Annotated in this window: 17 protein-coding genes; 9 read left to right on the top strand and 8 right to left on the bottom strand. The window is 70.0% G+C overall.

The window, feature by feature from the left end; all coding sequences use genetic code 11:
* Nucleotides 1–30: 30 nt before the first annotated feature.
* Entirely contained in the window at nt 31–510 is a 480-nt protein-coding gene (locus LUM46_RS02320; protein ID WP_274992012.1) for a nuclear transport factor 2 family protein, read from the bottom strand.
* A 56-nt stretch (nt 511–566) separates the two neighbouring features.
* Complete coding sequence (locus LUM46_RS02315) at nt 567–1115, bottom strand: carboxymuconolactone decarboxylase family protein (RefSeq protein ID WP_274992011.1); 549 nt, start codon at nt 1113–1115, stop codon at nt 567–569.
* Nucleotides 1116–1242: 127 nt separating this feature from the next.
* Between LUM46_RS02315 and LUM46_RS02310 the strand changes: the two genes are divergently transcribed.
* The 4 genes from LUM46_RS02310 (at nt 1243) to LUM46_RS02295 (ending at nt 3868) form a co-directional block, all read left to right on the top strand.
* Nucleotides 1243–1908: a CGNR zinc finger domain-containing protein gene (locus LUM46_RS02310; protein ID WP_274992009.1), complete on the top strand. Its 666-nt coding sequence runs from the start codon at nt 1243–1245 to the stop codon at nt 1906–1908.
* 4 nt (nt 1909–1912) lie between these two features.
* The gene (locus LUM46_RS02305) at nt 1913–2776 is read left to right on the top strand and encodes an alpha/beta fold hydrolase (RefSeq protein WP_274992008.1); all 864 of its coding nucleotides are present in this window, start codon (nt 1913–1915) and stop codon (nt 2774–2776) included.
* A gap of 106 nt (nt 2777–2882) precedes the next feature.
* Nucleotides 2883–3437: a TetR/AcrR family transcriptional regulator gene (locus tag LUM46_RS02300; RefSeq protein WP_274992007.1), complete on the top strand. Its 555-nt coding sequence runs from the start codon at nt 2883–2885 to the stop codon at nt 3435–3437.
* Nucleotides 3434–3868: a DUF6463 family protein gene (locus LUM46_RS02295; RefSeq protein ID WP_274992006.1), complete on the top strand. Its 435-nt coding sequence runs from the start codon at nt 3434–3436 to the stop codon at nt 3866–3868. The genes LUM46_RS02300 and LUM46_RS02295 overlap by 4 nt, the downstream gene beginning before the upstream one ends.
* An 18-nt stretch (nt 3869–3886) precedes the next feature.
* Here the strand turns inward: LUM46_RS02295 and LUM46_RS02290 are convergent, their stop codons facing one another.
* Nucleotides 3887–4255 (bottom strand): nuclear transport factor 2 family protein, encoded by a 369-nt coding sequence (locus LUM46_RS02290; protein WP_274992005.1) that lies wholly within the window; start codon nt 4253–4255, stop codon nt 3887–3889.
* A gap of 77 nt (nt 4256–4332) precedes the next feature.
* Here LUM46_RS02290 and LUM46_RS02285 point away from each other — a divergent pair, with 77 nt between their 5' ends.
* On the top strand, nt 4333–5427 hold the full coding sequence (locus LUM46_RS02285; RefSeq protein WP_274992004.1) for an RDD family protein: 1095 nt from the start codon (nt 4333–4335) through the stop codon (nt 5425–5427).
* Between the two features lie 187 nt (nt 5428–5614).
* A complete protein-coding gene (locus LUM46_RS02280; protein WP_274992003.1) occupies nt 5615–6340 on the top strand; it encodes a DUF1206 domain-containing protein in 726 nt (241 codons plus the stop codon).
* 41 nt (nt 6341–6381) lie between these two features.
* Here the strand turns inward: LUM46_RS02280 and LUM46_RS02275 are convergent, their stop codons facing one another.
* Nucleotides 6382–7551, bottom strand: a complete 1170-nt coding sequence (locus LUM46_RS02275) for an AI-2E family transporter (protein WP_274992002.1) — start codon at nt 7549–7551, stop codon at nt 6382–6384.
* Between the two features lie 127 nt (nt 7552–7678).
* On the opposite strand from LUM46_RS02275, the gene LUM46_RS02270 reads away from it, so the two are divergent.
* Nucleotides 7679–8983, top strand: coding sequence for a cation:proton antiporter (locus LUM46_RS02270; RefSeq protein ID WP_274992001.1), 1305 nt, complete (start codon nt 7679–7681; stop codon nt 8981–8983).
* 22 nt (nt 8984–9005) lie between these two features.
* On the opposite strand, the gene dnaB is transcribed toward LUM46_RS02270, so the two are convergent.
* Nucleotides 9006–10793: a replicative DNA helicase gene (gene dnaB / locus LUM46_RS02265; RefSeq protein ID WP_274992074.1), complete on the bottom strand. Its 1788-nt coding sequence runs from the start codon at nt 10791–10793 to the stop codon at nt 9006–9008.
* A gap of 372 nt (nt 10794–11165) precedes the next feature.
* Between dnaB and LUM46_RS02260 the strand changes: the two genes are divergently transcribed.
* Nucleotides 11166–12509: an MATE family efflux transporter gene (locus LUM46_RS02260; RefSeq protein WP_274992000.1), complete on the top strand. Its 1344-nt coding sequence runs from the start codon at nt 11166–11168 to the stop codon at nt 12507–12509.
* Between the two features lie 32 nt (nt 12510–12541).
* Here LUM46_RS02260 and LUM46_RS02255 read toward each other — a convergent pair whose 3' ends face one another.
* Nucleotides 12542–13480 carry a winged helix-turn-helix domain-containing protein gene (locus LUM46_RS02255; protein ID WP_274991999.1) on the bottom strand — a complete coding sequence of 313 codons (939 nt, stop codon included), beginning with the start codon at nt 13478–13480 and terminating at the stop codon, nt 12542–12544.
* Between the two features lie 581 nt (nt 13481–14061).
* On the opposite strand from LUM46_RS02255, the gene LUM46_RS02250 reads away from it, so the two are divergent.
* Nucleotides 14062–17988: a carboxypeptidase regulatory-like domain-containing protein gene (locus LUM46_RS02250; protein WP_274991998.1), complete on the top strand. Its 3927-nt coding sequence runs from the start codon at nt 14062–14064 to the stop codon at nt 17986–17988.
* Between the two features lie 91 nt (nt 17989–18079).
* Here the strand turns inward: LUM46_RS02250 and LUM46_RS02245 are convergent, their stop codons facing one another.
* Complete coding sequence (locus tag LUM46_RS02245) at nt 18080–19171, bottom strand: inositol-3-phosphate synthase (protein WP_274991997.1); 1092 nt, start codon at nt 19169–19171, stop codon at nt 18080–18082.
* Complete coding sequence (locus LUM46_RS02240; protein ID WP_274991996.1) at nt 19168–19815, bottom strand: PadR family transcriptional regulator; 648 nt, start codon at nt 19813–19815, stop codon at nt 19168–19170. The genes LUM46_RS02245 and LUM46_RS02240 overlap by 4 nt, the downstream gene beginning before the upstream one ends.
* Nucleotides 19816–20062: the final 247 nt, after the last annotated feature.

Genomic DNA, 20062 nt, shown 5'->3' with positions numbered 1-20062 from the left:
CGCTGTGCCCCGGCAGGTAGTCCGCCGTCACTACTGGAGAGGGATGTCCTCGTTCTTCCAGAACTCCACGCCTCGCTCGTGCTCGGGGCGTGGTCCGAACCAGCGGCGGTCGGCCTCCTTGATGGTGGTGTCGTTGATGCTGGCCTCGCGGCGGCGCATCAGCCCGGACTCGTCGAACTCCCACAGCTCGTTGCCGTAGCTGCGGAACCACTGGCCGGACCGGTCGTGCCACTCGTACTGGAAGCGGACGGCGATGCGGTCGCCAGCGAAGGCCCACAGGCTCTTCCGCAGCACGTAGTCCTGCTCGCGCTCCCACTTCGCGGTGAGGAGCTCGACGATCGCCGCACGGCCCGTGACGAAGGTGTCACGGTTGCGCCACACCGAGTCAGGTGTGTAGGCGAGGCTGACGCGCTGCGGGTCGCGCGTGTTCCACGCGTCCTCGGCGGCCTGCACCTTGGTCAGTGCGCTGTCGAGGTCGAAGGGCGGAAACGGTGGCCGGGACTCGGTCATCGTGAATCTCCTCGCGGGGTGGCCGGGGTGGTTCGGGGCGGGTGGAGCGGGTCGCGTCAGACGGCGACGCGCGGGGTGACGACCGGCCAGTCGTTCTCGACCTGGCTCAGCACGTTGAAGTAGTTGGTCAGCACGTTGAGCGCTATGTGACCGACCACCTCGCCGATCTCGGCGTCGGTCACGCCGGCCTGGCGCGCGGCCTCGAGGTCCGCGTCGTCGATGGCGCCCCGGGCGGCCAGGACCGCGTTGGACAGGGCGAGCAGCGCGGCGGTGTGCGGGTCGTTCGACTGCGCCGACCGGGCCCGCTCGAGCTCGTCGGCGTCGACATGGGCGATGTTGGCGCCGATGTAGGTGTGGGCCGAGAGGCAGTACTCGCAGCCGTTGGCCTCGGCGGTCGCCACGGCGAGGCGCTCGCGCACCGCCGCCGGGAGTGCGCCGCCACCCAGGGCTCCCGACAGGGCGAGGTAGCCCTGGAGCAGCGCGGGGCTGTTGGCCATCACCTTGGTCATGTTCGGCGTGACGCCGAGCGACTTCTGCACCTGCGCCAGGAGCTCGGCGGCTGCGCCGGTCGCGGTGGCGGGATCGATCTGAGGCAGCTTCGACATCGGGGTTCCCTCTCCAAGTTCTCACGGTTAGCGGGCTCGCTAACCGTGAGAGCATCCTGCACACACGCTCGGACATCTGTCAACGGTTAAAACCGCCTCTAACCATTAGGTGCGGTAGGATGGATGCATGGCCCCCACTCCTGAGCCGACCCGGGCACCGCTGCTCGGCGAGCTGCTTCCCGTGGAACTGATGAACACCGTCTGGGCAGGCCGTGGGCACGTCCACGACGCGCTCGGCACGGACGGCGAGGCGGTCGCGTGGCTGCGGGCGGTCGGTCCACGCCTCACGGAGACGGCCCCCGGCGTGGCCGCCTGGCTCGCGACCGACCCGCCCGCCGACCTCGGTGCTACGGCCGACGGTCTGCGCCGCCTGCGTGACGCGCTGCGCCGTCTGGCGGCCGACGCCACCCAGGACCCCCGGCCCGCCGCCGCGTCCGCGACCCGCGACCGGGATGCGGCACGCGCGGTGCTCAACGAGATCGTCGCTGCCGCACCGCCGTGGCCGGCCCTCGACTGGCCGCCCGGCGGCGAGCCCGCACGCACCCTGCACGTCGCACACCCGGCAGGTCCCGGCATCGCCGCACTCCTCGCGAGCGAGTCCATCGCCCTGCTCGCCGGCGAGGGGCGGTCCCAGCTCCGTGCCTGCCTCGCGCCCGGATGCGTCCTCTACTTCGCCAAGGATCACAACCGCCGCGAGTGGTGCTCCCCGGGCTGCGGCAACCGCGCCCGCGCCGCCCGGCACTACCAGCGGCGCAAGTCCGACCTGGCCGGACGCGACGGCGGTAACGTCTGACGCCGTGTCTCCCACCTTCGTGCTGGTCCACGGCGCCTTCGCCAACTCCTTCTCGTTCGCGCCGCTCCAGGCGGAGCTCGCTCTGCACGGCCACCGCTCCGCCGCCGTCGACCTGCCCGGGCACGGTTTCGAGGCGACCTACCCTGCCGCGTACCAGGCCCCGCAGGACGCCGCGGCCCTCGCGACGGCGCCCGGCGGCATCAAGGGCGTCACGCTGGCGGACAACGCGGCGCGTGTCACCGAGGTGCTCGAGCGGGCGAAGGAGCACGGGCCGGTGATCCTTGTCGCGCACAGCCGGGGCGGCGCCACGGTGACCGCCGTCGGCAACGCCCGCCCCGATCTGATCGACCGGATCGTGTACGTCTCCGCGTGGGCCCCGGTGGACCTCGACGTGGGCGACTACTACGCGGAACCCGAGATGGCGTCGGTCGACGCCGGAGCGCTCGCGGGCGCGCTGGCGGCCGACCCGGCCGCCGTCGGCCTGCTGCGGTGCAACTTCCGCACCGCCGACCCGGCCGTGCTCGCTGGCTTCAAGGAGGCGTTCCTGGCGGACGGCACGGACGACGAGCTCCGCACCTTCCTCAACACCTTCCAGCCCGACGAGAACCTGGACGCGGGCACGTCGGCCGACCGGGCCCAGGCAGCGACCTGGGGCACGATCCCCAAGACCTACGTGCGGCTCAGTGCGGACACGAGCATCCCGCTCGCGATGCAGGACCGGCTGATCCGGGAGGGTGACGCGCTCACGCCGGACAACCCGTACGACGTGCACACCCTCGAGTCCAGCCACCTGCTGTGGCTGGTGCGGCCGCACCTGGCGGCCGAGCTGCTGGCTGGGCTGGCGGACGGCGGGACAAGCTTGGCGTGATCCCCCCGGGGGGGAGTCCACGCTCACCAGGGCCGGTTCTTGGGCACGGCCTCAAGGTCGATGTGGCCCTGCCAGCCATACCGTACCGTATGGTACGGTCCATATCATGGTGACCAAGAGCGCATGGCTCGACAAGGGGCTGATGGTGATGGCCGAGGGGGGCGTCGGCGCGCTGCGTATCGAGCGCCTCACCGAGGCTCTCGGGGTCAGCAAGGGCTCCTTCTACCACCACTTCGGCGATGGGATGCCGAGCTACCAGCGGGAGCTCCTGGCGTACTTCGAGCAGCAGCACACCTTGCGCTTCATCGACGTCGTGGAGTCGCAGGACGACCGGACGCCAGAGGAAAAGCTGCGGCTGCTGCGCCGGATCGTGATCGAGGACGAGGGCAACCAGCCGCGGCTGGAAGCGAGCATCAGGTCGTGGGCGGCGCACGACAAGGAGGCCCGGCACACGCTGGAACGGGTCGACGCGACCCGGATCGACTATCTGCGGACACTGTGGGAGGCGATCAGCGGCGACGCCGAGCAGGCGCTGCCCATGGCCCGCCTCGTCTATGTGGTGCTGATCGGCTCCCAGCACGTCCTGCCCCAGCTCGAGCCCACGGACATCGACCGGTTGTACGACATCGTGCTGGGCCCCGTCATGAAGGAGCAGCCATGAGCACCGAGCCGTCGCTCGACCCACGCGACCGACGACCCAGGAGGCGCGCACTCGTCGGCCCCGCGCTGCTGGTCATCGCGGTGGTACACATACTCACCACACCGCTGTTCTACGGCGATTCGGTGGCCAGCATCATCGATGCGGGCGTGCTCGGGGCCGTCGACGCCGACCCGGCCCTCGTCGATCTCCGCAGTGCCAGCTTCTGGTACCTCGTAGCGGGGATCGGACTGGCCTTCGTCGGCGCAGACGTCACCTGGATCGAACGGCGCTGGGGGCAGGCGCCGCCCCACGTCGGTTGGCTGCTGCTGGTGCTGGGCTGTGTTGGTGTCGTGCTGATGCCCGTCTCGCCGTTCTGGCTCTTCTTCGTGGTGGCCGCCATGGTCGCGCACTCCCACCGCACCAGGCGCGAGGACGGCAGCGTGCGGACGTGACCCGGTGGGCCACGGGCGCTACTGCGGCCTGGTGCCTGCGGGCGGGGCGAGGTCGACGTCCGTCCACACCTCGGTCATGTCGACGACGAGGCCGTCACGCACGGTGAGGAACGTCGCCACCTCGAAGTGCTGCAGCTCGCCGTCGGCAAGACCTGTGACATGGGCACGGCCGGCGGCGCGCTCCTGGTCGGCTATGCAGTCGAGCAGCCGGAAGTCCTGGAACCCGGGATAGTCCGCGTTGATCCGTACCCAGGAATCCCGGTCGAAGGTCTCGCCGGTGTGCACGTAGCGGCACGAGAACTCGGGATGGAGCAGCGCCGGGAGGTCGTCCCACCGATGCCCGTCGATGACCTCTGCGAGCCGTTCCATCATCTGTTGTGCCGTCATCCGCGCAGGATGCCAGACATTCCCACGCACGTGGGGCTTTCCTGGGCCGGCGCCGCATGCGCTGCCATGCTTCGTCCATGTCCAGCAGCGAACGGTCCCGGCCCGACGGGGATCCCGTGTCCGGCGTCGCGCTCGCGCCGGACAGGGCTGTCCTACTGGCCGGCGCCGTCGCCCCGCCCTACGCCAGGTGGCTGCAGCGCGTGGTCGCGGCGGTCCTGGACAACGCGATCCTGGCGGGAGTCACCTGGCTGGCGCTCGGCGGGGGGTCCACCCAGCCCACCCTCACGCCTGGCTACGGTCCCGTCGGCGACGCGGCCTGGCCCGACGACCCGCTGGTCCTCGTGCCGATCGGCGCCGTCGTCCTCCTCCTGACCCTGCAAGCGCTCACCGGCTGGACCCCGGGCAAGCTGGTGGTCGGCATCCGCGTCGTCCGCGAGCGGTCCGGCGGGCCTGCCGGCTGGTGGACGACGCTGGTGCGCTGGGTGCTGCACCTGCTCGACGCCATACTGCTCATCGGTTACCTGCGGCCGTTGTGGCACGCGAAGCGGCAGACGTTCGCTGACACGATCGCGCACACCGTGGTGGTGCAGCACCTGCCCGACCTCTCGCGCCGACCGAGGATCGCGGTGTACTCGGCGGCGCTGGTCGCGGTGGTCCTGGGGCTCGCCTACGGGTGCGTGCCGATCAGCAGCAGTCGTTCGGAGCCCATGGCCGGCCTCGGCGAGTGCGGCGTCGACGGGGTCGGGCCGGCTCTGACCGGTGGGGACATCAGCCTGGGCGGGTCCGTATCGATCGAGCAGGATCGCCGGATGTGGACCGTCCGGGAGACTCGGACCGCCCGTCCGGCCGCGACGCTCTCCTGGGCGAGCGAACCGGCGGCGCGCGACGTCGACTACCGCATCGTCCTCTCCGCTCGGTCGCTCTCGGAGCGTGGGACACCGCCGGTCTCCCGGTCGTGGGAGGTCGGGGCCGATGACGAGGTGGGGTGGTCCACGGACGGGAGCATCACGCACACGCGCACGGTCTCGCCGGACGGCGACGTCCATGTGGCGGAGGTCGAGCTAACCGATCCGGAGGCCATGGCGGCCCTCGGTGCCGACCTCCTCGTCGACGTGCGGTTGACCGCCGACGGCGCGGCCGTCGCGGAGTGTGGCGGTTCGACCACCCGCTGAGCCGGCGCGGAGGTCCCTACCGGCGCGTGCCGCGTGCGGATTACTCTGAAATGCGCCAATGTGTACTGCCCCGCACACTGCGTGGTCTGACGGAGGTGCACTCGTGTCCAAGAACTCGTCCGCTGATGGCGCGGCCCGCCGCGCACAGAACAGTGGCCCTGTGCGCGTCCTGGCTCGAGGCGGTTACGTGGCCTCTGGAATCCTGCACCTCCTGGTCGCCTGGTTGGCCATCCAGCTCGCGCTGGGCCAGCCCGCCGGCCAGGCGAGCGAGTCCGGAGCCTTCAAGGCGATCGCCCAGATGCCCGGCGGCGACGTGCTGCTCTGGGCGGTCGCGGTGGGGTTCGCCGCACTCGCGCTCTGGCAGCTTGCGACGGCCCTCCTCGGCGTGCCGAACGCGGAGCACCAGGCCGGCGCGCGGGCCAAGAGCGCCGCGAAGGCCGTGCTGTACGGCGTGCTGGCGGTCACCGGCGTCCGGTATGCGCAGGGCACCGCTGGTGGCGGCAGCAGCGAGGAGGGCATGACGGCCGGTGTCTTCACCGTTCCGGGCGGCCGCTGGCTCGTGGGTGCCGTCGGTGTCGTGATCATCGCCGTCGGGGTCTACCACGCGGTCAAGGGTGTACGGAAGAAGTTCATGAGTGACCTCACCGGCACCGGTGGGGGCGCCGTCGGACCCGTGGTGCTGCGGCTCGGTCAGGCCGGATACGTCGCCAAGGGCATTGCGCTCGCCGTCGTCGGTGGACTCCTCGTGGCTGCCGCGGTGAGTGCGGACGCCTCGCAGGCGGGTGGGCTCGACGAGGCCCTGCACACGATCCGGGACCAGCCGTTCGGCACCGTGCTGCTCCTGGTGACCGGGCTGGGAATCGCCGCGTTCGGCCTGTACTCCTTCGCGCGCGCCCGGTTCGCGCGCCTCTGATCGGACCGCTGGCCGGACCGATGGTCCGGCTGGCCCGCACCCTAGACCTCCTCGGAGCGCTTCTTCCGGGCGAACCGGGCAGGCAGGTCGGGTCCGTCCCACACCTGGATGGCACGCCAGATCGACGCGGCGATCGGCACGGCGAGGACGGCACCGGTGATGCCGACGAGCACCGTCCCCGCGGTCAGCGCGAACAGGATGACGAGCGGGTGCAGTCGCAGGGTCCGGCCCATGACGATCGGCTGCAGGAAGTCGCCCTCGAGCTGGTTCACGCCGACGACGATCGCGACCACGATGAGCGCCTCGACCGGCCCCACGGCGACGAGCGTCACCAGGGCCGCGAGGATGCCGGCCAGGGTGGCGCCGACCAGCGGGATGAAAGCCAGGAGGAAGACGAGCACGGACAGCGGGATCACGAGCGGCACGCCGATGATCGCGAGGCCGATACCGATGCCTACCGCGTCGACGAGAGCCACGATCGCCGTCCCCCGCACGTAGCCGCCGAGCGTGCCGATGGTCGCGGCGCCGACGCGCCGCCCCCGCTCGTACCGGTGCCCCTCGAACGGGCGCAGCAGGAACTCCCACATGGCCGGGCCGTCCTTCAGGAAGAAGAACAGGACGACGATCATGATGAAGAAGCCCGCGACGAAGTCGGCCGTCTGGGAGACACCCGCGATGGCACCGGAGCCGATGGTGTCCGACTGCAGGAGGCCCATGGCGGACTCGCGCACCGACGCGATCTGCTCGTCGGTGATCTCGAAGGGGAGGTCCTGGACATAGGTCTGCAGGGAGTCGAAACCGTCGAGCGCCTGGGCCTGGAGCTCGTCCCACTGGTCCACGACGGCCAGCACGACGAGCCACACGATCGCCGACAGCAGTGCGATCAGGGTCAGGAGCGCGATCCATGTCGCAAGGAGCGACGGCAGGCCGCGGCGTCGCAGGAACGAGACCAGCGGGTAGATCGCTGCCGCGAGCACGAGCGCGATGAGGACCGGGATCACGACGAGCGTCAGCCGCGTGCCGACGAACCCGAAGACCGCGACCACCGCGACGACCGCGAGGATCTGGAGTGACCGGGTGCCGACGCGGCCGAAGCCGTCCGACCACAGCCGGGACGCCTCGCCGCCGCCGGATATCTTGCGCTCGCCGGGCGGTAGCACCTCGACGCCTGGGCGAGCGGTGGGCGGTGTGCGGCGGCCGAAGAGTCCCATCGCCTGTCCTCCTTGTGCTCGGGTCCGGCGTGCACCGGATGTGCCGACGCTATTGCGGTCGCGACCAGGTCGCGCGGTGACGTGCCTCTTCACCCCTGTACGGATGACCTCGCGCTACGCTCCGACGATGATCGAGTTCGAAGGCAACGGAGGACTCTACGCCGCTCTCGGCCTTTCGACGCTTGCCGCCGCGCTGCTGCCGCGGATCCTCGGCCGTGCACCGGTCTCGATGCCGATGGTGTTCCTCGTCGCAGGCTTCGCGGGCTTCTCCCTGCTACCGGCTCTGCCCGACCCCGACCCGCTCACGTACGGGGCCGTCGCCGAGCACCTGACGGAGATCTGCGTGATCGTCTCCCTCATGGGTGCGGGCCTCGCGGTCAACCGGCCGCTCGGTTGGCGTTCGTGGTCGACGACGTGGCGCCTCCTCGCGATCGCGATGCCCCTGTCCATGCTCGCCGTCGGACTTGTCGGCTGGGCCGCGCTCGGCCTCGGTGCCGCGAGCGCGCTCCTGCTGGCTGCCGCTCTTGCCCCGACCGACCCCGTGCTCGCGACCGAGGTCCAGGTGAGCGAGCCGGCCACGGAAGCAGAGTCCGCGGACGACGAGGTCCGGTTCGCGCTGACGTCCGAGGCCGGCCTGAACGACGGGCTGGCCTTTCCGTTCACGTACCTCGCCATCGCCGTGAGCGCGGCGGCCGCGGCGGGCGCCGGTCCGGGCGACTGGATCCTGGAGTGGCTGGCGGTCGACGTCGCGTGGCGGCTGGGCGTCGGCTTCCTCGCCGGGATCGCGGTGGGCTGGCTGCTCGGACGCGTCTTCTTCTCGCAGATCGGTGATCGCCTGGGCCTGACCGAGAAGACCGAAGGCTTCGTGGCGCTCGCCGCGACGTTCCTCGCCTATGGGGTCGCCGAGCTCGCCGAGGGCTACGGGTTCATCGCGGTGTTCGTGTGCGCGTGCACCGTGCGGAGGGTCGAGCGGGAGCACAGCTATCACTCGGTGCTGCACACGTTCGTCGAGCAGGTCGAGCGCCTGCTGACCGTGGCGGTGGTCGTCCTCCTGGGCGGCGCCGTGGCGCGGGGCCTGTTCGACGAGGTGCGGTGGTTCGACGTCGGGCTGGCGCTGGCCTTCCTGCTCGTGATCCGGCCCATCGCCGGGTGGCTTGCGCTCACACCAGGAAAGACAGGTTCGAGGGACCGCGCGGTCATCGCGTTCTTCGGGGTGCGTGGCATCGGCACGCTGTACTACGTGGCCTATGGCCTCGGCCACGCCACGTTCGCCGGCGAGGAGCGGATCTGGGGAATCGCAGGCCTGGTGGTCGTGGGTTCCATCGTGATCCATGGCGTCGGCGCAACCCCGGTCATGGCCGCGATCGACCGGCGGCGAGCACGAGCCGCTGACGGCAGGGACGAGACCACGATCGCCGAGACGCCGGTCTGACCGACGGCTCGCCCGGCGGCCGTCAGACCTGCATGTCGACGAACCGCTGGTAGTGGCCCTGGAACGCCACAGTGATGACGTCGGTGGGGCCGTTACGGTGCTTGGCCACGATCAGGTCCGCCTCGCCGGCACGCGGTGACTCCTTCTCGTAGGCGTCCTCGCGGTGCAGCAGGATCACGAGGTCGGCATCCTGCTCGATGGAGCCCGACTCACGAAGGTCCGACATCTGCGGCTTCTTGTCGCTGCGCTGTTCCGCGCCACGGTTCAGCTGCGAGATCGCGATCACGGGCACCTCGAGCTCCTTCGCGAGCAGCTTGAGCGAACGCGAGAACTCGGAGACCTCCTGCTGTCGCGACTCCACGCGCTTGCCGGACGACATCAGCTGGAGGTAGTCGATGACCACGAGCTTGAGGTCGTGCTTCTGCTTGAGCCGCCGGCACTTGGCACGGATCTCCATCAGCGACATGTTCGGCGAGTCGTCGATGAACAGCGGGGCGTCCGACACCTTGCCCATGGTGGCGGCGAGCTTCTGCCAGTCCCCGTCGTCCATGTTGCCGCTGCGCATCTTGGTCAGCGGCACACGTGCCTCGGCGGCGAGCATGCGCATGACGATCTCGTTGCGGCTCATCTCCAGCGAGAAGATGACGGACGCCATGTCGTGGTGGATGGCCGCGTGAGATGCGACGTTGATGCCCAGCACTGAGTTGTGCGTCGGGATCATCGACCGGCTCGCCAGGTACAGGTGCGACGGGTGCTCCACCTCGACGCAGCGCACCGGAACCGACTCGATCGGCCGGACCGAAGCGAAGCCGAAGACCCTGGGCGCGCCGGCATGGCCCGGTCCGATGAAGAGGTCGGTGCCGCCGCTCAGCTTCCCGACGATCTCCTCGGTGGTCAGGATCTGGGCCTCGTCAGCTGCGCCGACGCCCCACTGGTGCTGAGCATCAGCCACGATCACCGTGCCGTCGTCGAACTCCACCTCGTAGCAGGGTCGGCCCTGCATGACCTCGGTCGCTGCGACGACTCGTGTCGGGGTGCCGTCCGCGGCCAAGAGCGTGTCGCCGACCGCGACATCACCCATGGTCGTCCAGCCGGAAGGTGTCGGCAACGGCGTGTCGAGCGCGAGTGCCTTACCGACTGCAGGTCGGGCGGCCACGACGATCATCTGGCCGCCGTGCAGGCCGTTCGTCAGCCGGTCGAAGTCGGAGTAGCCGGTCGGCACGCCGGTAAGCCCTTCACCGCGGCCCTGCGCGGCGTCGATCTCGTCGAACGTCGGCCCGATGATGTCGGCCAGCGGCAGGTAGTCCTCCGACGCCCGGCGCTCGGTCACCGCGTAGACCTCGGCCTGCGCGTTGTTGACGACGTCGTCCACCTCGCCGCCGTCGGTGGCGTAGCCCATCTGCACGATGCGGGTGCCCGCCTCCACGAGGCGGCGCATGATGGCGCGCTCACGCACGATCCGGGCGTAGTAGCCGGCGTTCGCCGCCGTCGGCACGCCCGCCATGAGGTCGTGCAGGTACGGCGCGCCGCCGACGCGCGCGTGCTCGCCGCGGCGCTGCAGCTCGGCGAGCACCGTGATGGCGTCCGCCGGCTCGCCCCGACCGTAGAGGTCGATGATCGCGTCGTAGATGGCCTCGTGCGCCGGCCGGTAGAAGTCGTTGCCGCGGATCTGCTCGATCACGTCGGCGATCGCGTCCTTGGACAGCAGCATGCCGCCCAGCACGCTCATCTCGGCGGCGACGTCCTGCGGCGGGGTGCGATCGAGGCCCGGCCGTCCCGAATAGCTCGACTCGAGCTCCTCGATCGACATCCGCACCTCCTGCTTTCCACGTCTCATGACGCCTCGGCGCACGCTGCGCATGCGCTCTACCGACGTCCTACATCTGTTCTACTCTCCACCACCCACACGCCACGGGACTTCGGGCTCGACACGCCTTTGTGTCGTGCGACCACCCCGTGAGTACCTTGGTCGGCCGGTGAGTCCCGCTGACGCTAAGCCCCTGCGGACCCGAACGCAACGAGACCTGTGGACGAGCCTGTGTACAGCCATGTGGAAAGGTGGCCCAGGCTGTGCACAGCGGGTGGACAACCCTGTCCCCAGCTGTGGATAACCCCTGTGTAAAACATCACCATGGCCTCTGACCTGCATTGACGTAACCCCCAGCCTGTGGAGGAAAGAAAGTTGGGCGAGCCGCGCCACCCCCCGGGTTTTCGGCGGTCCATCGACCGGGAGATCCTCGTCCTCGCGGTACCAGCCCTCGGGGCACTCATCGCCGAGCCGGTCTTCGTGCTTGTGGACAGCGCGGTGGTGGGCCACCTCGGCACCGCCCAGCTCGCCGGTCTGTCGCTCGCGAGCAACGTGCTGCTCACGCTCGTCGGCCTGTGCATCTTCCTCGCGTACACGACCACGGCGTCGGTCGCCCGGCTGACCGGTGCGGGCAAGGAGCGGGAGGCGCTGCAGTCGGGCATCGACGGGATCTGGCTCGCGCTCGGGATCGGCGCCGTCCTGGTCGCCGTGCTGCTGCTCGCCTCCCCGCTGACGGTGACCGCCCTGGGCGCGCGCGGCGAGGTCGCAGAGCACGCGGTGACATACCTGCGGTGGTCGGCGCCGGGCCTTGCCGGGATGCTCGTGGTCCAGGCCGCGACCGGTGTCCTCCGCGGTCTGCGCGACACGCGCACCCCGCTGGTCGTCGCGGCCTCCGGCGCGCTCCTCAACACCGGCCTGAACATCGCGCTCGTCTACGGGGCGGGCATGGGGATCGCCGGCTCCGGCCTCGGGACGGCCATCACCCAGATCCTCATGGCGGTGGTGCTCGGGGTGATCGTGGTGCGCGGGGCACGGGCACGCGGCGCGAGCCTGCGCCCGCACCGGGCGGGCATCCTCTCGGGCGCGCGGGCGGGTGTGCCCCTGGTGATCCGGACCCTCAGCCTGCGCGCCGCGATCCTGCTCACCGTGGTCGTCGCGACCGACCTCGGCGCCGTCGCGCTCGCCGGGCACCAGGTCGTGAGCTCCCTGTGGGGCCTCGCCGCGTTCGCGCTCGACGCGCTCGCCATCGCCGCGCAGGCGCTGGTGGGCCACGGCCTCGGAGCCGGCGACGTCGGCAACGTGCGCCAGGTGCTGCGCCGCTGCCTGCAGTGGGGCGTCGGTGCGGGGGCCGTGATCGGCCTCGTCCTGGCCGCGGCCGGCTGGTGGATCGCGCCCCTCTTCTCGCCCGACCCGGACGTGCGCGTCGCCGTCGCCCTCGGCATCGCGGTGTGCGGCGTGCTCATGCCGATGGCGGGCTGGGTGTTCGTGCTCGACGGCGTGCTCATCGGGGCGGGCGACGGACGCTATCTCGCCTGGGCCGGCATGGCGACGCTCGTGGCCTACCTCCCGTTCGCCCTCGCGGTCTCCACCTGGGCGCCGGACGGCGCGTGGGGCCTCGCCTGGCTCTGGCTCGCGTTCGCCGGCGTGTTCATGGCCGCCCGCGCCGTGACGACAGGGTGGCGTGCGCGGGGCGACCACTGGCTCGTCACGGGAGCGTGACGCACCGTCACGGTCAACCGCCGCGGAGCGGACTAGATCCGTACCTTGAGCCGGTAGCCCACACCGCGCACGGAGGCGACCTCCACGTCGCGGACGGGCGCCAACCGTTTGCGCAGCCGCTTGACCGCCGACGTCACAGGGTCGGAGTCGCCGAGGTAGGGCAGCTGCCACACGCGCGCCGTGAGCTCTGCGAACGACCACACCCGCCCTGCCTCCAGGGCGAGCGTCGCGAGCAGGTCGAACTCCCGCGCCGACAGGTAGACGCGCCGGCCCAGCGCCGTGACCTCCCGTCCGGCCAGGTCCACGAGAAGCGGCCCGGCCACGAGAGGTTGCAGCCTGGGCGGAGCGGTCATCGGGACGGGCCCCGTGACGGTGGGCACCGCACCGGTGTCAGCACGTACGGTGCGGGGACCGCGGCCAGGTGCCGCGCGACTGCCTGGGGCACCGGTACCGGCTGTCCCTTCCCCCGACCATGGCTGCGCGGAGACGGTCGCGTGCGGGACGGGCTGCGCCAGCATGCTGCCCGATGCCGGCCGGAACCGACCGCTGCGACCGCTGGCTCCGGCGTCGGGCATGTCGGGTGATCGAGGACGTGCGACCGAGGACAGCGCTGTCGGCGTAGGCGCCGCGGCGGCTGCGGGAGCCTCGGGGAGGTTGCCGGACTCGGGAAAGTGCTCGGTATAGCGGTCGACGGGGTGCTCGGGCAGGTGCCGGCCGTAGGCATGGTCATCTACGGGGCCAGGGTTGTCGTACCGCTCGGCCTGCGCGCCGAGACCGCGCCAGGCAGCGGTGCCGTCGGGCCGGGGTGCGGCCTGGTTGTCGAGGACGGTACGGGCACCTTCCGCGTCGGAGGTGGCGAGCACCGTTGCCCGGCCGCGGAGGAGGTGCGCGATCTCGATGATCTGGTCCGGAGGGAGGCCTACGCAGACGACGAGGCCGAGGGCGGAACCTGGTGCGGGGTCGAGCGTCACGCGCGTCACTCTCCGTGGGTCGGCCGTTCGAGTGCGAACCGGGTTAAATCCGGCAGCGCGTGCCAGTTTGCCCCCGGACCGTACCAATCAGGTCAATTTTTGATTACCTTCCCGTTGCGTGCCGGAAAGGGCACACTCCCGAGCCGGTGGGTCTTTTTGCGCCGCATCGTCACGACGAGGGTGAAATTCCCGCACTGCAGGGTGAAATGTGAGGAGAACTCTTGACAGAGGCCGTCGGCGCACCCGCCGGAACGTTGACCGAAAGATGACCCTGAACTGACCGTGAACCGACCTTGTTCCGTTGCCCTGCGCAACCGACGGTGAGGGCTGGCCCACAACCGTGGTCCGTCCAAGCGCATCCGACAGTCGTGGATGCGCCGCGTACTGGAGGGTTCATGCAACGTCGAACTGCTCTCGCACAACGCACAGCAACCGCTACAGCGGTTCTCGCGCTTGCTGCGACATCAGCGCTGAGCGTCGCCCCGGCGGCGTTCGCAGGAACGTCACCGACAACAGCCACCACAACCACGAAGGCTGTCGCGGCAGACCCTGAGGACAAGTTCACCGACTTCGCCACGGAGATGCTGACCGAGCGCAAGACCGCCGACTTCTGGGTCGAGCTGGCCGACGAGGCGGACCTGACGGATGCCAGGGGCATCAGCAGCTGGGACGAGCGAGGCAAGTACGTCTACGACGCGCTCACCAGCACCGCGAAGACCTCGCAGGCGAGCCTGGTCAAGGAGCTCGAGGCCGCAGATGCCGACTACGAGAGCTACTGGATCAGCAACCGGATCCTCGTCGAGGACGGCACGCTCGCGCTGGCGAACAAGCTCGCGAAGAGTGCCGAGGTCCAGCGGATCAGCGAGACCGTGCAGCTGAACCTGGTCGACCCGGTCAAGCGCACCAAGTCCGGTGACAAGGGGACGCACGCCACCGAGTGGGGCCTGGACGCGATCAACGCGCCCGAGGTCTGGGAGATGGGCTACACCGGCGAGGGCATCGTCGTGTCGAACATCGACACCGGTTCCCAGTACGACCACCCGGCGCTGGCCGACCAGTACCGTGGCGCGCAGTCCGACGGCACGGCGGTGCACGACTACAACTGGCAGGACACCTCGGGCTCCGCGCCCGCGCCGTTCGACAACAACGGCCACGGCACGCACACCATCGGGACCATGGTGGGTGACGACGGCGCCGGCAACCAGATCGGTGTCGCTCCCGGCGCCGACTGGATCGCCACGAACGGTTGTGACAGCTGCTCGGACTCCGCGCTGCTCTCGTCCGGCCAGTGGATCATCGCCCCGACCAAGGTCGACGGCACCGACCCCGACCCGTCGATGCGGCCGAACATCGTCAACAACTCCTGGGGCCTCACCGCTGCCGGCAGCATCGACGACTGGTTCACCGAGACCACGGAGGCCTGGGAGGCCGCCGGCATCTTCGGCACCTGGTCCGCCGGCAACTCCGGGTCCGGCTGCACGACGACGTCGTCCCCCGGCGCGAACACCGGCTCCTACTCGGTGGGCGCGTTCGACTCCTCCGGTGCCATCGCCGGCTTCTCGTCGCGCGGTGCCGGCCAGGACGGCATGGTCAAGCCCAACATCGCCGCCCCCGGCGTGAACGTGCGCTCCTCGATCCCTGGTGACGGCTACGCCGCCTTCAACGGTACGTCCATGGCAGCCCCCCACCTCGCGGGTGCGGTGGCGCTGCTCTGGGGCGCCGCTCCGGCGCTCATCGGTGACATCGAGGGCACCGAGGCGCTCCTCAACGAGTCCGCCGTCGACACCGACGACACCACCTGCGGCGGCACCGCCGGCAACAACAACGTGTGGGGCGAGGGCAAGCTCGACGTCGCCGCGCTCATCGACGCGGCCCCGATCGGCGCCACCGGGTACGTCACCGGCACCGTCACCGACGCAGCCGGCGCCCCGATCGCCGGGGCCGACGTCACCGTCGACGGTGACCGGGACCGCACCGTCAGCACCGACGAGGACGGCACCTTCACCGCGCGCGTCGCCACCGGCGACTACGCGGTGTCCGCGTCCGCCTTCGGATTCCTGCCCTCCACGCCGGCACCCGCGGTCGTCACCGAGGACGGCACCGTCGACGTGCCGATCACGCTCGAGGCCGCTCCGTCGCACGCCGTGACGGGCACGGTCACCTTCTCCGGGTCGGATGACCCGGTCGCGGGTGCCCCGGTCAGCCTCGGCAGCCACTTCGAGGACACCACCACCGGCGCTGACGGCACCTTCGCCTTCGCCGACGTCCCCGAGGGCACCTACCCGCTCACCGTCCAGATGGGTGGCTGCGCCTCCACCTTCGAGGCCGACGTCGTGGTGGACGGCGCGAAGGACGTGCCCGTCGAGATCACTGCGGTGACCGACGACTTCGGCTACTCCTGCGCCACCTCGACCGGTGACTACCTGCAGGGCGACACAGAGAACTCCCTCACCGGCGACGACGCGCAGACGTCGCTCGACCTGCCGTTCGAGTTCCCGTTCTACGGCGAGGGCTACGACACCGCGTTCGTCACCTCGAACGGCCACGTCAACTTCCTGGCCGGCAGCACCAGCTACGCCAACGGCAGCATCCCGAGCAGCGCGGTGCCCAACGCCGCCCTGTACCCCTTCTGGGACGACCTCAACCTCGACGCCGACGCCGGCCTCTACACCGGCACCACGACGGTCGACGGTGAGGACGCGTTCGTCATCGAGTGGCGCGACGTGCGCAAGTACAGCCCCGCCACCGACCGGCTGAGCTTCTCGGTCACGCTCGTCGCCGACGGCACGGTGATCTACGGCTACGGAGACGTCACCGACACGGACACCGCCAAGGGCAGCTCCGCGACGATCGGCATCGAGAACGAGTCCGGCACCGTCGGCATGGAGTACTCCAACAACACGCCCGCCGTCTCCGCGGGCCTGACCATCACCTACACGGCTCCCGTCCTCTCGTTCCTCGAGGGCACGATCACCGACCTGAACACCGGTGAGCCGCTCGAGGGTGCCACCGTCACAGCCACGGCCGACGACGTCACCCGGACCGCTACCTCGAACGAGGACGGCACGTACTCGGCGATCGCCCTCCCCGGCGACTACACGGTCGGCGTGACGGCGCCGGACTACGAGTCGGCGTCAGGCACCGTCAGCCTCGAGCCGGAGGACACCGGTACGTTCGACGCGGCGCTCGCAGCGGGCATGCTCGCCGTCAGCACCGAGTCGATCGACACCACCCTTCCGCTGGGCAGCTCCACGACCAAGCGCTTCACGGTGACGAACGAGGGCACCGCGCCGGCGGACGTCGAGATGACGGGCACCGGCGGTGGCTTCGACATCCTGGGCATGGACGGCGCCGCCGTCATCCAGCACCCCCAGGGCAAGGCCACCGTGGCCGAGAGCACGGAGCCGTCTGCCAAGGTCGGCGGGTCGTTCGGTGGCGCGGGCTCGCGCTTCCAGGCTGCCGGCAATGGCGCAGCGGCTGAGAGCGTGACACCGGAGTCGATCCCGGTCTCGCCGAACGCCACGACCATCACCCACTCTGCGTCGCAGGAGATCACCGCGCTCAACTCCGCGTCGTGCGGTGGCCTGGCGGGGACCACGGAGAACCACTTCTTCCGGACGTTCACGCTGAGCGACTTCGGTATCGACGGCGACTTCGAGGTCTCGGAGGTGTCCTTCGGTATCGAGGAGGCCACGGCGCAGACCCTGACGGTCAACCTCCACACCCTCGATGGTGACCTCACCTTCGACAACCTGACCCAGATCGGTACGACGGAGACGAGCATCCCGGCGTCGACCCTGACGATGGTCTCGGTTCCCGTGACCGGCGAGGTGCCTGCCGGTTCCACGCTGGTGGTCGAGATCGTCTCACCCAACCAGCAGTCGAGCGGCGGCGTCTTCTACATCGGGTCCAACGGCGCGGGTCAGTCCGCGCCGTCGTACCTCGCGGCGACCGAGTGCGCGCTTCCGGAGCCGGCCACGACCGACTCCATCGGCTGGCCTGACATGCACATCGTCATGAACGTCTCCGGTGACACCGTCGGCGGCGGCAGCATGGACTGGCTGACCATGAACCCGACCGAGTTCACGCTCGAGCCGGGCCGGAGCAAGACGATCACGGCGGCCATGAGCGGTGTGGTGCCCCAGCCGGGCACGTTCACCGGCGCGATCGTGGCCGACGCGGAGACGCCGTACGCCGCCCCGTCGGTGGACGTGTCGATGAAGATCAACCCGCCGAAGAGCTGGGGCAAGCTCTCCGGCACAGTGGGCGGCGTCACTCCGGACGGCGTCGTGTCGCTCGGGGACGCGGTGGTCCAGGTCAACGGCAAGTTCTCGGCCGTCACCCTGGTCACTGGGGACGACGGCGTCTACGAGTACTGGTTCGACAAGTCGGAGAAGAAGGCGCAGCTCATCGCCACGGCCAACGGGTACGTCCCACAGGTCGGTTCTGCGACCGTGAAGGCGGGCACCACCGTGGTGACCGACTTCGAGCTGGACCCGATCAAGTAGTGAGCGCCACCTGTAGCTAGCAGCACCGGACGTGTCAGATCCTCAGCTCACTCGAAAGACCTGAGGCTCTGACACGTCCGGGCGAGGCTTGTCAGCGCTCGATGTCGCCGCGGATGAAGGCCTCCAGCCGCTCGCGCCCGGCGGTGTCCTCCATCTGCACGGGCGGGGACTTCATGAAGTAGGTCGCGGCCGAGTGGAGAGGGCCGCCGACCCCGCGGTCCTTGGCGATCTTCGCGGCCCGGACGGCGTCGATGATGATGCCGGCCGAGTTGGGGGAGTCCCACACCTCGAGCTTGTACTCCAGGCTGAGCGGGACCTCGCCGAACGCGCGGCCCTCGAGGCGCACGTACGCCCACTTGCGGTCGTCGAGCCACGCCACGTAGTCCGACGGGCCGATGTGGACGTTGCGGTCGTCCTTCTTGCCGGCCAGTGCGCCCGTCAGGTTGGACGTCACGGCCTGCGTCTTGGAGACCTTCTTCGACTCCAGGCGGTCGCGCTGCAGCATGTTCTTGAAGTCCATGTTGCCGCCGACGTTCAGCTGGTACGTGCGGTCCAGGAAGACACCGCGGTCCTCGAACAGCTTGGCCAGCACGCGATGCGTGATGGTGGCGCCGACCTGCGACTTGATGTCGTCGCCGACGATCGGCACGCCCGCGTCCTCGAACTTCTTGGCCCACTCGGGGTCGGACGCGATGAACACGGGGAGGGCGTTGACGAAGGCGACACCGGCGTCGATGGCGCACTGCGCGTAGAACTTGGCGGCCTCCTCGGAGCCCACCGGCAGGTAGCAGACGAGCACGTCGACCTCGGCCTCGCGCAGGGCCGCCACGACGTCGACGGCGTCCTTTGCCGACTCGTCGATCGTGTCGCGGTAGAAGTCGCCCAGACCGTCGAGGGTCGGCCCGCGCTGGACGATGACGCCCGTGGGCGGCACGTCCGCGATCTTGATCGTGTTGTTCTCGGACGCGGAGATGGCCTCGGCCAGGTCGAAGCCGACCTTCTTCGCGTCGACGTCGAACGCCGCGACGAACTCGAGGTCCGACACGTGGTAGTCGCCGAACTGCACGTGCATGAGGCCCGGCACGGTGCCTGCCGGGTCGGCGTCACGGTAGTAGTGCACGCCCTGGACCAGGGACGAGGCGCAGTTTCCTACGCCGACGATGCCCACGCGGATGGAGGTCATCCTCGCTCCTTCTTCGTTTGATCTTGCTGCGATGGGCGGGGCTGCACCGCGGCGCGTCCCCGTTCCGTGGAGATGAGGCTGTCGAGCCAGAGCACTTCGCGCTCGACCTTCTCGAGCCCGAACCGCTGGAGCTCGAGCGCGTATTCGTCGAGCCGCGAACGCGGGTGCGTCGCGGACTCCCGGAACGCCTCCAAGCGCTCGGTCAGCCGGGTGCGCCGGCCTTCGAGAACGCGGAGGCGGGTCTCGGCGTCCGTCTGCGCGAAGAGCGCGAACCGGACGTCGAAGTTGTCGTCCTCCCAGGCCGCGGGGCCGGCGGTGGCCAGAACGGTCTGGAGGTGCTCCTTGCCCTCGGCGGTCAGCTCGTAGACGACGCGACGTCGGCCGAGGGGCTTGGGCTTGGTGGTCCGGCCGGGGATCCCCGGCTTGGTCTTGCGGGGCGGGGGCGGCGGCGGGTCGCTCTCCGTCGTCACGATCAGTCCGCGCGCGACCAGGGCCTTGAGGGCCGGGTAGAGCGTGCCGTACGAGAAGGCACGGAACGAGCCGAGCACGAGGTTGAGGCGCTTGCGGAGCTCGTAACCGTGCAGCGGGGACTCGTTGAGCAGGCCGAGGACGGCGGTCTCCAGCACGTCGGACCGGCTGCGCACGGTGGCCTCCTTCCCGGACGGTCCCGGTTGCCCGGGCGAATCAGTAATGCACGATGTATCGAGTCGATACATCGAGAGAATAAGCACGTGGTCGGCGGTGCGCAATCCGCCGCTCCGCGGGGACCGGCGTCGGCCGGTTGGTGGATGAAATGTGAAGCAGAGGCAGACGGACTGGGCTGACCCTGGGGGAGATGCCCCGGAGCGGGGTCTTGTAACAGGTTGGGGCTACTAGCGCCTGCTGGAGATC

It is taken from the genome of Promicromonospora iranensis, assembly GCF_028994805.1.
Classification (GTDB): Bacteria; Actinomycetota; Actinomycetes; order Actinomycetales; family Cellulomonadaceae; genus Promicromonospora; species Promicromonospora iranensis.
The sequence above is the reverse complement of the archived record's forward strand: the minus strand, read 5'-3'. Positions and strand labels throughout refer to the sequence as shown.